The organism is Gordonia liuliyuniae, assembly GCF_021739025.1.
Taxonomy (GTDB): Bacteria; Actinomycetota; Actinomycetes; order Mycobacteriales; family Mycobacteriaceae; genus Gordonia; species Gordonia liuliyuniae.
In genome coordinates this window covers 35,997-49,388 of sequence record NZ_JAKKOT010000002.1, presented here as the reverse complement: position 1 = coordinate 49,388, position 13,392 = coordinate 35,997, and the positions used below count along the sequence as shown (strand labels likewise).

The following is a 13,392-nucleotide window of genomic DNA, read 5'->3' as shown; positions in this document are numbered from 1 at the left end:
GCACGGGATGTCACGGGGACTCCTTCGGGAGGGAAGCGGCGAACGGCGTGGCTTCGGTGAGTAACAGATGAGGCAGGTCGGTGACGGGGTGACCGACGACGTCGCCGCGCACGGCGAAGACGTCATGGACGAGTTCGGGTGACAGCACCTCGACCGGGGCGCCGAACGATCGGAGTGTCCCGTCGCAGACGACGGCGACCAGGTCGAAGTGACGCAACACCAGGTCGAGGTCGTGAACCGCGGCGACGACGGTGCAGGGGAGTGAGTCGATCAGGTCCATGAGGCGAAGGCGCCACGCGGCGTCGAGGTGATTCGTCGGCTCGTCCAACACGAGGGCGGGCACGCACTGAGCGAGTGCACGGGCGATGGTGACGCGGTGGCGCTCACCCCCGGACAGGTCCGTGCAGGCTCGGTCGGCGTAGGCGAGCATCCCGACAGACGTGAGAGCGTCGTCGATGATCGAGCGGTCGGACCGATCGGTGACCGACCACGGGCCGCGATGCGGGGTCCGTCCGAGGCCGACGGCCTCGGTGACCGTCAGGTCACCGCTCGGCTGGTCCTCTTGCCCGACGTACGCCACCGACAGTGCTCGTCGTCGAGTGCGCATCGAGGCGACGTCGACGCCGTCGAAGGCGACGGATCCGCGCGCGGGCCGTGCTATTCCGGCGAGTGTCCGCAACAGAGTGGTCTTTCCGGCGCCGTTCGGGCCGACGATGGCGAGTCGTGCTCCGCTCGGCACACAGAAGTCGACGTCGGTGACCACGTCGCGACCGCCGACGGCGCAGGTGAGACCGGACGCGCGGACCTCGACAGCGCTGTGCGGCTTCACGCTTGGTTCCCGAACGAGTAGGAGCGGCGGTTCATCAGGAACAGGAAGACGGGTGCACCGATCAGCCCGGTGACGATGCCCAGGGGCATTTCGCGGGGCGCAGCGACGACACGCGAGATCACGTCCACCCAGACCAGGAAGAGTGCGCCGCCGAACACTGCGACCGGGAGCATCGCCCGGTGGGTGGCTCCGACGACGAGTCTCGCGGCGTGCGGGACGATCAACCCGACGAACCCGATCCCGCCGGATACTGCGACGAGTACGCCGATCAGGATGCCTTGTACGGCGAACAGTCCGTTCCGCAACGCGGTGACCGGTACGCCGAGCGACGCGGCGGTGTCGTTGCCTGCCGCGTACGCGTCCAGCCATGACCTGATCATGAGCATCCCGAGCGTCGCGACGGCGACGACCGCCGCTGCGATCGGCACCTTGGCCCAGGTCGCGCCGGACACGCTGCCGAGCATCCAGAACATGACTCCTTCGGCGGCGTGCGGGTCGCCCACGGTGAAGACCATCATCGACGACAGCGCCATGAACGCGGACGACAGGACGACCCCGGACAGGACCAGACGGAGTGCGGTGAGTTCGCCCTGGGCACGCGCGACCGAATATACGATCGCCGTCGCCGCCAGCGCGCCGATCAGTGCGCCGCCTGACAACGCCCAGACCCCGAACGCGGAGAACGCGCCGACAGTGAGGACCGCGGTCGCCCCGACCGCTGCGCCTGAGGAGACGCCGAGGAGATAGGGGTCGGCGAGGGGGTTGCGCACCAGCGTCTGCATCAGTGCACCCGCCAGGGCCAGGCCGGCACCGACGACGGCGGCCATCACCGAGCGCGGCAGACGGAGATCCCAGATGATGATGTCGTACGCGGCGTCGCCCCGCTGCCCGGCCAGTCCGGCGTAGACCGACCGCCAGACCTCATCGATCGGGATGTTCTCGGCGCCGAAGGCGACGGATACGACGACGCTGACGGCGGTCAGGGCCGCGAGCATCACGACGAGTGGGTACAGGCCGAGCGGGGATGAGCCGACTGCGAGTGGCGGCTTCTCTGCCGTTGAGGACGACACGATGCGTCTTTCGATGTCGGGTATCTGTGCGCGAGATACGGGATGAACATGCGTGAGTGCAGCTGGTGATCGGACTCGGGTCTCCTCGACGGGAGGCCCACACCGTTGCGCGCCAGTCCCGGATTCTCACCGGGTTCCCCGCTGCACTCTGTCGATGACAGTAGCAATGCGGTCCGTGATGCGCGGTTCGCCGGTGCCGCCGAGCGCGCACTACCGCAAAAACTAGAACTTGTTCTAGACACTCGTCTAGGCTGAACTCCATGAGCGGTCTGGACATTCCTGAAGTAATCAACGCGAGCGACGTCGCCGAGTGGCGCGACGTCGTCGACATCCTCGTGCTCGGCGCGGGTATCGGCGGATGTTGCGCCGCAGTCGAAGCGGCGACGAATGGCGCGAACGTTCTCGTCCTGGAGCGGTCGGCCGCGGCGGGCGGCACGACGTGCATGGCTGGCGGCCACTTCTATCTCGGCGCAGGCACCGCGGTGCAGCAGGCGACCGGGCACGCCGACAGCGCCGACGAGATGGCCAAGTACCTGGCCGCGGTCTCGCGGGAACCCGAACACGACAAGATCCGCGCCTACTGCGACGACAGCGTCGACCACTTCAACTGGCTGGAGAACCTGGGCTTCGAATTCGAGCGGAGTTACTACCCCGAGAAGGCCGTCATCCAGCCGCAGACGCAGGGCCTCATGTTCACCGGCAACGAGAAGGTCTGGCCGTTCTACGAGAAGGCGGTGCCGGCCCCGCGTGGTCACAAGGTGCCGGTCGAAGGCGACACGGGCGGCGCGGGCATGGTGATCGAGCTGCTCGTCAAACGACTCGGCGAACTCGGCGTGCCCATCCGGTACGAGGTCGGCGGCCGCAAGCTGGTGGTCGACGACACCGGTGCCGTCGTCGGCGTCCAGTACAAGGATGGGGCGGACGAAGGCTTCATCCGCGCGACGTCGGTGATCGTCGCCGCGGGCGGATTCGTGATGAATCCCGACATGGTCGCGCAGCACGTGCCGCAGCTCGCCGAGAAGCCGTTCACGCTCGGCAGCACCTACGACGACGGGCTCGGCATCCGCATGGGCGTCTCCGTCGGCGCCGCACTCAAGCACATGGATCAGGCGTTCATCACCGCACCCGTCTACCCGCCGTCGATCCTGTTGACCGGTCTCGTCGTCAACAAGGAGGGCAAGCGCTTCGTCGCCGAGGACTCGTACCACTCCCGAACCTCCGGGTTCGTGATGGACCAGACCGACCGGGCCGCCTACCTCATCGTCGACGAAGCGCACATGAAACGGCCCGAGTTCCCGCTCGCCCCGTTCATCGACGGATGGGAGACGGTCGAAGAGATGGCAGACGGCCTCGGCCTCGACCGCGAGACCCTCGTTTCGACTCTCGACCGGTACAACACCTATGCTGCGAAGGGCGAGGACCCCGATTTCCACAAGAGCCCGGAATTCCTCGCACCGCAGGATCGCGGGCCCTGGGCGGCCTTCGACATGAGCCTCGGCAAGGCGCTGTACGCCGGTTTCACGATCGGCGGCATGGCGACCACCGTCGACGGCGCGGTCCTGGACGAGAGCGGTTCGGTAATCCCGGGCCTGTACGCTGCCGGAGCCTGCGCCGCCAACCTCGCGCAGGACGGGAAGGGCTACGCATCGGGCACCCAGCTCGGTGAAGGGTCGTACTTCGGGCGGCGTGCCGGCGCATCGGCTGCAGCACACATCTGAGCTGGCCTTGTGACGCACCTTACAGCGGCATGAGGGCTCTGACCCTCATGCTAAGTTCGTCGCACGTTTTTCATAAGCGGGATCGGCCACGTGTCGCCCGCGCGCATCGAGCGAGTTCGACGTAGCACTGGCCGATGGATGCAGACCGCCCCGTGAAAAGGGCGGCCTCTTTTCTGCCATCCGTCTCACCCTGGTGCCGCATCGACTTCGACTCGGTGCGGACATCAGACAAGTGAGAACAGGAAAGAGTGTGGGAGAGGCAGTGACATGCTGATCGGCATCCCCCGGGAGACTAAGGCAGGCGAGACGCTCGTTGCGGCCACCGCGAAGACGGTGGCGCAACTGCAGCAGCTCGACTACGAGATCGTCGTCGAAAGCGGCGCGGGCTCGCTCGCAGAACAGCCTGATTCGGCGTTCTCCGACGCGGGTACGCGTATCGGATCGGTCGACGACGTGTGGGCGTCCGACGTGGTCGTCAAGGTCAACGCCCCGACCGACGAGGAGATCGCGCGCATGCGCCGCGGCGCCGTGCTGATCTCGATGATGGCTCCGGGCCGCAACCCGGAGCTGGTGGAGAAGTTGCAGAGCGCGGGCGTCACGGCGTTGGCCATGGACGCTGTGCCGCGCATCTCGCGTGCGCAGTCGATGGACGTGCTGTCGTCGATGGCCAACGTTGCGGGCTACCGCGCCGTCGTTGAAGCGGCGCACGAGTTCGGGCGCATGTTCACCGGTCAGGTGACGGCGGCGGGCAAGATCCCGCCTGCACGTGTGTTCGTCGTCGGCGCCGGTGTCGCAGGCCTGGCCGCGATCGGTGCGGCGTCTGCGATGGGCGCCGTGGTGCGCGCGTTCGACGTGCGTCCCGAGGTCGCCGAGCAGGTCGAGTCGATGGGCGCCGAGTTCGTCAAGGTCGATTTCGAAGCGGAGAAGTCCGAGGACGGCTACGCCAAGGAGATGACCGCCGAACAGGAGGCGGCCACCGCGTCGATGTACGACGAGGAGGCCCGCCTGGCCGACATCGTCATCACCACCGCGCTGATTCCGGGACGCCCCGCACCGAAGCTGGTCTCCGCCGACACCGTCGCCGCAATGAAGCATGGTTCGGTCATCGTCGACATGGCGGCGGCCAACGGCGGCAACGCCGAGGGCACCGTCACCGACGAGAAGATCGTCACCGACAACGGCGTCACGATCATCGGCTACACCGACCTGTCCGGTCGCTTGGCCGCACAGACGTCGCAGCTGTACGGCACCAACATCGTCAACCTGCTCAAGCTGCTCACGCCGGAGAAGAACGGCGAGCTCACGCTCGACATGGATGACGTCGTCCAGCGCGGCATCATCGTCACGCGCGACGGCGATGTGATGTGGCCGCCGCCGCCGGTCCAGGTGTCCGCGGCTCCGAAGGCCGCGCCCGCCGCGGCCGCTCCCGCCGAGGAGCCCAAGGAGCCGATGTCGGCTGGTGCGAAGGTCGGCCTGGTTCTGGTCGGGGCGGTGTTGTTCTTCCTGGTCAACGCGTTTGCCCCCGATCCGATCCCGCAGCACTTCACGGTGCTGATGCTGGCGATCGTCATCGGCTACTACGTCATCGGCAAGGTGGCGCACGCACTGCACACGCCGCTGATGTCGGTCACCAACGCCATTTCCGGTGTCGTGGTCGTCGGCGCGCTCCTGCAGATCGCAACCGGCAACACCACGATCCTGGTGTTGTCGACGATCGCGATCCTGCTCGCCTCCATCAACATCTTCGGCGGCTTCGCCGTCACCCGACGCATGCTCAGCATGTTCAGTAAGGGGGCGTGAGACATGGACATCAACTCCATCTCCATCGCGGCGTACATCGTCGCATCGCTGCTGTTCATCCTGTCCCTCGCAGGACTGTCGAAACACGAGTCGGCCAAGAGCGGTCTGACCTACGGCATGGTCGGCATGGTCATCGCCCTCGCGGCGACCATCGCGGTGGCCGTCAGTGATCTGAACGATCTCGACTTCGCCGGGGTGTCGTTCAACAAGTGGCTGCCGATCGGCCTGCTCATCGCGGCCGTCGTCGTCGGCGGACTCATCGGTCTGTGGCGCGCGAAGATCGTCGAGATGACCGGCATGCCCGAGCTCATCGCGCTGCTGCACTCGTTCGTCGGTCTCGCCGCCGTCCTCATCGGCTGGAACGGCGCGATCCAGGGCGCTCACCTGCACGACGTCGCCCCGGACGATCAGGGCGCGATCATCGGCATTCACGCCGCTGAGGTCGCGATCGGAATCTTCATCGGTGCAGTCACCTTCACCGGTTCGATCATCGCCAACCTGAAGCTGTCGGCGAAGATGAAGTCGGCTCCGCTCATGCTGCCCGGCAAGAACTTCATCAACGTCGGATCGATCGTCGTGTTCGCCGTCCTGACCGGCGTGTACGTGGCACGGGACGACCATGCCGACACGACCGGCTACATTCTGCTCGCGGTCATCACCGTCGTCGCACTGCTCCTGGGTCTGCACCTGGTTGCGTCGATCGGCGGCGGCGACATGCCGGTCGTCGTGTCGATGCTGAACTCGTACTCCGGTTGGGCCGCTGCCGCGTCGGGTTTCCTGCTCAACAACGATCTGCTGATCGTGACCGGCGCCCTCGTCGGCTCGTCGGGTGCGTACCTGAGTTACATCATGTGCAAGGCGATGAACCGATCGTTCATCTCGGTGATCGCGGGCGGCTTCGGCATCGTCGCCGGACCGTCGGACGACACCGACTACGGCGAACACCGCGAGATCCAGTCGGATGCGGCCGCCGAGCTCCTCGCGGGCGCCAAGTCGGTCGTCATCACCCCGGGCTACGGTATGGCCGTCGCCCAGGCGCAGTACCCGGTGGCCGATCTGACCGCCAAACTGCGGGCGAAGGGCGTGGACGTCCGGTTCGGCATCCACCCGGTCGCGGGTCGTCTGCCGGGCCACATGAACGTGCTGCTCGCCGAGGCGAAGGTGCCGTACGACATCGTCCTCGAGATGGACGAGGTCAACGACGACTTCCCGGAGACGGACGTCGTGCTGGTCATCGGAGCCAACGACACCGTCAACCCGGCGGCCGCCGAGGATCCGAGCTCGCCGATCGCGGGCATGCCGGTTCTCGAGGTGTGGAACGCCAAGGACGTCATCGTGTTCAAGCGTTCGATGGCCGCCGGTTACGCAGGCGTCCAGAACCCGCTGTTCTTCCGCGACAACACGCAGATGCTGTTCGGCGACGCGAAGGACCGCGTCGAGGAGATCATCTCCGCGCTGTAACGCATCACGTCGCTCATGTCCGAGACTTCCGACCACATGGTGGTCGGAAGTCTCGGACATAAGTGTTTTTGCGGGCTGGCCGGTTTCGTGCCGCTGCGACACCAGAACTGAGGCTGCGACTCTCTATGGTGGACGGTGATGACTGACGACTTCCTCATCGCGCGGAACCCCGAAATCGGTTCGACGCTGCCCTACCTGCTCCGGATCCCGCTCGGTCCGCGTGGCATCGTGCTCAAAGCCAAGGACACGTGGCCGGGCGCGTCCAAGGTGTACTGCCATCGCGCCGAAGGCTGGCCGGATGACCCGGACATCGTGGAGACGCTGCCGGTCCGGTCGGTGAGTAGGCGCGGCGCAGCGATCGATCTCGTCCTGGAGCGGTCCCGGAAGGGACGTTCGCAGTTCGTCGTCACGCAGGCTCGTGGCCGGGAGATGATCTTCTGGCAGTCGCGCCAGACCTCGAAACAGGCGCGCCCGAACGTATCGCTGCCGACTGCCCGCGCGCACGGCGCAGTGCTCGACATCGTCGTCGACTCCGGTGAGAAGTACGCGTGGGGATTCAGCCACCAGCAGGCGACGACGGTGAAACGCAGACTCCCGATCGGTGACTACGCAGTCTTCGACGACGGTGATCTCGTCGCGACGGTTGAACGCAAGTCGGCCGCTGACTTGACGAGCAGCCTGATGTCCGGGAAGTTGACGTACGCGCTCGCCGAGATGGCGGCCGTCTTCCGCGCGGCGGTCGTTGTCGAAGCACCGTACAGTTCGGTGTTCAGGCAGGAGCGTGCGAGCGGGGCGGCGGTGGCCGAAGCAGTGGCCGAGCTGCAGGTCAGGTTTCCGAGCGTACCGGTCGTGTTCTGTGACAACCGGAAGCTCGCACAGGAGTGGACGTACCGCTGGCTCGGCGCCGCGCTGCACGAGTACCGCCAACGCGCAGCCACGGACGTGGTCGTCGAGACACTGTCCACGGGGCCGGAGGCGCCTTCGGTGCAGATCCGTGAATGGGCGGTCGCGAGCGGACTGGACGTGTCGGCGAAGGGGAGGATCCCGAAGTGGGTCCGCGACGAGTGGGATAAGCGGAACGGGTGACGTCGTGGGCGCACGCGCCCGGCCCGTACCATCGAGTCCATGGATGACGCTCGGATGTTCGACGTCGATCTGCGCGCTCTGATCGAGGTCCTCGGCACCAACCTGTACACCGGGCCCGGGGTCTACGTGCGGGAACTGCTGCAGAACGCGATCGATGCGCAGACCGTCGCCGGGCGGCCGGACGAGCCGATCGAGATCACCGCCGACGGAAGCGACGTCGTGCTCGCCGACCACGGTGTCGGGATGAGCGCAGGCACCATCGCCGACCTTCTCGGCACCATCGGAGCGAGTTCGAAACGCGATCCGTTCGGTTTCGGTTCCACATCACAGATCGGGCAGTTCGGCGTCGGGATGCTCAGTGGATTCCTCGTCGGCGACCGCATCGAGGTCTCCTCGCGTGCCGACGGCTCCGAACCGGTCGTGTGGACGGGGTCGTCGGACGGCCACGTCGAGATGCGGGCGGGCGAACGCGCCGAGACGGGCACCACCGTCCGCATCGAGGCGCGCGGCGACGCGAAGATGTGGCTCGCACCCGACCGCGTCCGCACCCTCGCCGCCGAGTACACGGGGATGCATCCGACCCCGGTCCTGGTGAACGGCGACCGGGTCAATCCAGGCGTCGGGCTGTTCGGCGATCCGTCCGGTGGCCGGGACGCGGCCCGTGTCGCCTTCTGCCAGGACGAGTTCGGCTTCACGCCGTTGGAGATGTTCGAGGTCGAGGTCCCCGAGGCCGGGCTGCGCGGCGTGGCGTTCGTCCGGCCAACCGGCGGCGACCTCGTCGCCCGCGCCGTGCACCGCGCGTATGTCAAAGGCCTACTCGTCGGCGACGTGCCCGGGCTGGTCCCGGAGTGGGCGTACTTCGTGCGTGTCGTCGTCGACGCGACGGGACTCAAACCGACGGCGTCGCGCGAAGGGATCGTCCACGACGACCTGTTCGATGCGGTGGCGGCGTCGTTGGGCGACCAGATCCAGGCGTGGCTGACCGGTCTCGGCGCCCGCCCCGCACTGCGGGAACGGTTCCTCGCCGTCCACGAGCAAGGCGTGAAAGCGCTCGCCGCGCATCGACCCGAACTGCTTGGATTCGTAGACAAGCACTGCGTGTTCGAGACCAATGTGGGGCCGATGCCGCTCGCCACGTTCCGCGCCCGTTTCGACACGATCAGGTACGCGGGCAGCATCGACGACTACCGGGTCCTCGCGGACGTCCTCGCCGGCCGCGGAATCGGCTTGGTGAACGCCGGGCATGCGTTCGAGACGGCGGCGATCCGCGCGATCGTCGCCGCCGATCCGTCGATGCGCTGCGAACCGATCGGCCAGCAGTTCCTGCTGTCGGCGCTGACGATGCCGTCGCGGGAGGTCCGCGCCGAGTTCGACGGCGCAGTGCACGTCGCGCGCCGCGCAGTGTCGCCGTTCCAGTGCGAGGTGACGCTCCGCGCGTTCGAACCCGAATCGGTGTCGGGTCTGCTACTCACCGACGACACCGCACAGATCGCTCAGGACCGCTCGGAGATGTTGTCGCAGACGGCGGGCGAGCCCGACGCGTGGCTGGCGGCGCTGTCGGCGATCGACGACGGCGAAGCCGCTCCCACGAGACCATCGTTGGTGTTGAACGTGACGAACCCGCTCGTCGCGCGGCTGCCGACGCTGGCCGACGACGTGGTCGCCGGTGCTCTCGTCCGCGCGATCTACAGCCAGGCCATGCTCCGCGCCCGCCGATCGGTGCGGGTTGCGGCCGCCTCCGAACTCGATTCGGCGATAACTCTGCTCGCCGACCTCGCCACCCGTGACCGCATCGAAGGGACATCGGAATGACCGGCGCCGGGCCGATGGATGAGGCCGTCTCCGAACTGCTCGACGACTTGTGGATGGCGCGGCACGGCGACCCTCGCTTCGGGCACGAGGACTTCTCGCAGTTTCCGGCGTTGATCGCTCGGGCCGATGAGCTCGACGACCTCGATCTGCGCTTCCTCACGCGGCTGGAGGCCTCGTACGCCGCACTGTGGTCGGGCCGCACGACCGACGTGTTGACGCTCGTCGCCTGGCTCCTGCAGACGATGGAGGCAGAGGGGACAGCACTCGACATGCAGGACTGGCAGGTCGAGCAGTTCGAGACGACCGTCGTCGATCTCCTCGATGCTCTCGTCGGCGTTCCCGAGCTCGCGCTCGGCCAGGTCGAGGCGCTCGTCGCTGACTGGGCGCGACGCGTCCGGGGCACCGCCTACTACGCGCCGGCGGTCGAGGCTGCCGTGCACGGGTGGATCGCCGTCCACCGCGGTGATCCGGCCGAAGCGATCCGTATCCTCGACCAGTGCACCGACTTCACGCCGCCGTCGGGCACCTGCGGGCCGGGGACGCGCGCGACGTTGGCCTCGGTCTACAGCGCGGCGGGCGGATACGCGCAGGCGCAAGCGTTGTCGTCCGCCGACCTCGACGGAGACCCGAGCGAACGCTGCGGGTTCTATCCGGCGGAGACGTACGGCGCGTTGATCGACGGCTGGGGGCGGGACGGCCGCCGCGACGATGTGATCCGGGCGGCCGCATCCCTGGACGAGACGTACGGCCCGGTCCGGGTCTATCACCACGTCGCCGACGCGCTCGTCGCACTGATTCGGGTTGATGCGCTCGAGCGGGCGTTGCCGATGGCTCTCAAGTACCTCGACGCTGTCGACGAGTGCGCCAACCTGTACGCCGAAGCGCAGTTGGCGGCCGCCCTGTCGGCGACTCTCGCGTCGGCGGCCGCAGCCGACCCCGACACCGTCGTCGCGCGACGAGACGGCGACGGCGCACCGGTGCTGGTCTCCGCCGCGCAGCTCGCCGAGGAACTCGCCGATTGGGTCCGTTTGGCTGGCGGCCGGTTCGACGTGCGGAACGCGTCGTCGTGGGCGTCGTCGTCATTCGACGAGATCCTTGCATTGCGGACGACCGGGTCGAGCCGGAACGCGGGCGGTCGAGTGAAGGCGGTGTCGGAGCGGTCGGCCGAGGAACTGATCAGCGGCCTGACGTCGTTCGGCTCGGTGTCGCCTCGACGGTCCGCGCACTGTGCAGACGCGTTGCGGGGTCGCCTCGGCGAGCTCGACGGTCGGAGCCTCGCCCGCGCACGGCACATGCTCGCGTGGGATCGTCGGCGCGAAGATCCGCAACAGGCGATCGCCGACCTGCGCGCGGTGGCAAACGAGACGAGGGAGGCGTACGCCTCGTGGTCTGCGCAGTCGGAGCTGCTCGCTGCGCTGCTGGAGGTCCACGGCGGTGACGCGCCGCCCGAGACTCTTCTCGACTGGCCGGACGGCGACCCGACGTGGAGCGCCGGAGCCCAGGCGAACTTCGCGCGTCTGCGCGCGATGGCGATCGCGCCGTTCGACGGCGATCGGGCCGTCGCCGCGGTCAACGAGGGCCTGGCTATCCTCGACCGCGTCGATCGTGGCGAGATCGCGCTGATCTCCGATCCCGATGCGGTGGCGGCCGCCGTGGGTTCGATCGACGCGGACGCAGCGGCGCAGCGCGCAGTGCTCCATCATCTGCGAGCCGATCTCGTCGGTGAACTCGACACGGCCGATCCGGCAGCCGACGTGGACGCCGCTCTCGTCGCCGCGCGTCGAGCCGTCGACCTCGCGTCCGACCCGGATCAGGCGATGGCGTTCCGCGGGGGTCTCGTTGACGCGCTGCAATTGGCCGCCGGGGTGCAGGCGCAGACCGACCTCGAGTCGGCGCTGCTGTTGATGGCAGAGGCGGAATCGCATGCGAGGTTCGCGCAACTCGGTCAGGTGCTGAACGCGCGGATGGCGTTGGCGAGCGACGCGGGCGATCTGGACATCGCGCGCGACGACGCCGAGCGCGCGGTCGCCGTGTGGACGGTGGAAGGCGATGAACACGCAGCGGACTCGTCGCGATTCGACCTCGCGCACGTCATGTTGATGCGTGAGGAAGATCCGCTCGCGATCGTCGAACTGGTGCAGCCCGCGGTCGACGCGATGGCTGAGCGCGGTGACCTCGGCGCGCAGATGCACGGCACCCAGATGCTCGCGCGGGCGCAGTCGGCCGCGGGGCGGGCAGGCGACGCGGTCGCGTCGTTCACTCAGGTCATCGACGCGTACACCGGGCAGGCGCCCATCGGTCTCATGGGACAACTACATGGCGCACGCGCCGTCGAACTCGCTGAACTCCAACGGTTCGGTGAGGCACTCGTCGACCTGGACACCGCAGTCGACGCCTACACGCAGGCGGGCGGCGCGTTCGAGGTGGGTGAGGCGTTGCGGACCGCGGCGCTCACCGCATTCTTCGCCGGAGATCACGACCGTGCGCTCGCGTATCTCGCTCACGCGGAGCACACCTACGAGGAGATCGCCACCTCAGCGCCGGTCGACTTCGAACGCGCGCGTCTGGACTTCGCCCGCGCCGACATCATCCGCGAGCGTGAACCCGAACGCGCCGAGACACTGCTGCGCGACGTCGCTGGACGTGCCCGCGCCGCGAATTGGATCGGACTGCTGGTCCCGGTTCTGCATCTGAGTGCGATGCACGCTGTCGAAACCGATCAGCAGGCACGCGCGCGCGAACTGGTCGTCGAGGCATTGCGGCACGCGCCCGACCATCCGGCGTTGCTGGGATTGCTGGCGGAGTTGGACTGACGCGGTCCGCGCGACTCAGCGCACGCTGCGGAAGTGCGTCGTCAGACGGTCGCCGTCGATGAGGTGGAAAGCCAGGCCCGCGGGCTGGGAGTCGTTGACGATGTCGTCGCCTTCGAACGGGAGGTTCAACGTCGAGGACACCCCGGGCGCGGTCACGACGGGGACGCCCGCGAACATGCCGACCGACGGTGAGTGGATGTGGCCGCACACGAGCCCGATGATCTGGGGGTGACGGCGGACGAACGCTTCGAGGTGTGACGGGTCGAGCTGCGCGATCGAGTCCATGAACGGCATCCCGACCCGATTCGGCGGATGGTGGAACGCGATGAGGACCGGGACGTCGCCCGCCTCTGAGATCTGTTTCTCGGCCCAGGAGAGGGTCTGATCGGAGATCGCGCCGTCGTTGCGGCCGGGGATCGACGAGTCGAGCGCCAAAAGCAGCAGCCCGTTGAGCAGCAACGCCGAGTCGACGGGCGCGGAAGTATCGACTGCGTCGGGCTGGTCGACGGCGCGGTAGGCAGTTCGATCGTCGTGGTTGCCGAGCAGCGTCAGAGTCGGAATGTCGGTGGCGAGGGTGGCGGCCGCTTCGCGGTACTGGTCGACGGTCCCTTCGTCGGTCAGGTCGCCGGTCACCAGGAGCGCGTCGATGTTCGCGGACCCGCCGCACCGATCACGCAGATAGTCGAGGACGGCGACGATCCGCTCGCGATGGTCGACGTCACCGCGGAAATGCAGATCGCTGATCTGCGCGACGACGAGCATGCCGCTCTCCCCTCCGTGGACCGCGCGTACCGCACCAGGCT

9 protein-coding genes and 1 riboswitch are annotated in these 13,392 nt (G+C 67.7%); of the genes, 6 read left to right on the top strand and 3 right to left on the bottom strand.

Annotated features, from left to right (window positions below):
• Positions 1-10: 10 nt before the first annotated feature.
• Positions 11-829, bottom strand: coding sequence for an ABC transporter ATP-binding protein (locus L5G28_RS01350; protein WP_237000006.1), 819 nt, complete (start codon positions 827-829; stop codon positions 11-13).
• Positions 826-1,824, bottom strand: a complete 999-nt coding sequence (locus L5G28_RS01345) for a FecCD family ABC transporter permease (protein ID WP_237000526.1) — start codon at positions 1,822-1,824, stop codon at positions 826-828. The genes L5G28_RS01350 and L5G28_RS01345 overlap by 4 nt, the downstream gene beginning before the upstream one ends.
• A gap of 136 nt (positions 1,825-1,960) precedes the next feature.
• Positions 1,961-2,080: riboswitch (cobalamin riboswitch) on the bottom strand.
• A 79-nt stretch (positions 2,081-2,159) separates the two neighbouring features.
• Here L5G28_RS01345 and L5G28_RS01340 point away from each other — a divergent pair.
• From L5G28_RS01340 to L5G28_RS01315, 6 genes are all read left to right on the top strand, one after another.
• Positions 2,160-3,617 (top strand): FAD-binding protein, encoded by a 1,458-nt coding sequence (locus tag L5G28_RS01340; protein WP_237000005.1) that lies wholly within the window; start codon positions 2,160-2,162, stop codon positions 3,615-3,617.
• Between the two features lie 267 nt (positions 3,618-3,884).
• A complete protein-coding gene (locus tag L5G28_RS01335; protein WP_237000004.1) occupies positions 3,885-5,417 on the top strand; it encodes a Re/Si-specific NAD(P)(+) transhydrogenase subunit alpha in 1,533 nt (510 codons plus the stop codon).
• 3 nt (positions 5,418-5,420) lie between these two features.
• Positions 5,421-6,878 (top strand): Re/Si-specific NAD(P)(+) transhydrogenase subunit beta, encoded by a 1,458-nt coding sequence (gene pntB, locus L5G28_RS01330; protein ID WP_236996584.1) that lies wholly within the window; start codon positions 5,421-5,423, stop codon positions 6,876-6,878.
• 138 nt (positions 6,879-7,016) lie between these two features.
• Positions 7,017-7,964: an ERCC4 domain-containing protein gene (locus tag L5G28_RS01325; protein WP_237000003.1), complete on the top strand. Its 948-nt coding sequence runs from the start codon at positions 7,017-7,019 to the stop codon at positions 7,962-7,964.
• A gap of 39 nt (positions 7,965-8,003) precedes the next feature.
• Positions 8,004-9,776 carry an HSP90 family protein gene (locus tag L5G28_RS01320; protein WP_237000002.1) on the top strand — a complete coding sequence of 591 codons (1,773 nt, stop codon included), beginning with the start codon at positions 8,004-8,006 and terminating at the stop codon, positions 9,774-9,776.
• Positions 9,773-12,589, top strand: coding sequence for a soluble NSF attachment family protein (locus L5G28_RS01315; RefSeq protein WP_237000001.1), 2,817 nt, complete (start codon positions 9,773-9,775; stop codon positions 12,587-12,589). The genes L5G28_RS01320 and L5G28_RS01315 overlap by 4 nt, the downstream gene beginning before the upstream one ends.
• 15 nt (positions 12,590-12,604) lie before the next feature.
• Here L5G28_RS01315 and L5G28_RS01310 read toward each other — a convergent pair whose 3' ends face one another.
• Complete coding sequence (locus L5G28_RS01310; protein WP_237000000.1) at positions 12,605-13,351, bottom strand: metallophosphoesterase; 747 nt, start codon at positions 13,349-13,351, stop codon at positions 12,605-12,607.
• Positions 13,352-13,392 lie beyond the last annotated feature (41 nt).

What these genes read in the sequence shown, in the direction of transcription:
- L5G28_RS01345 (WP_237000526.1), bottom strand. Translation starts at nt 1,824, where the DNA reads ATGCTCGCGGCCCTGACCGCCGTCAGCGTCGTCGTATCCGTCGCCTTC.
- L5G28_RS01340 (WP_237000005.1), top strand. Translation starts at nt 2,160, where the DNA reads ATGAGCGGTCTGGACATTCCTGAAGTAATCAACGCGAGCGACGTCGCC.
- L5G28_RS01335 (WP_237000004.1), top strand. Translation starts at nt 3,885, where the DNA reads ATGCTGATCGGCATCCCCCGGGAGACTAAGGCAGGCGAGACGCTCGTT.
- pntB (WP_236996584.1), top strand. Translation starts at nt 5,421, where the DNA reads ATGGACATCAACTCCATCTCCATCGCGGCGTACATCGTCGCATCGCTG.
- L5G28_RS01325 (WP_237000003.1), top strand. Translation starts at nt 7,017, where the DNA reads ATGACTGACGACTTCCTCATCGCGCGGAACCCCGAAATCGGTTCGACG.
- L5G28_RS01320 (WP_237000002.1), top strand. Translation starts at nt 8,004, where the DNA reads ATGGATGACGCTCGGATGTTCGACGTCGATCTGCGCGCTCTGATCGAG.
- L5G28_RS01315 (WP_237000001.1), top strand. Translation starts at nt 9,773, where the DNA reads ATGACCGGCGCCGGGCCGATGGATGAGGCCGTCTCCGAACTGCTCGAC.
- L5G28_RS01310 (WP_237000000.1), bottom strand. Translation starts at nt 13,351, where the DNA reads ATGCTCGTCGTCGCGCAGATCAGCGATCTGCATTTCCGCGGTGACGTC.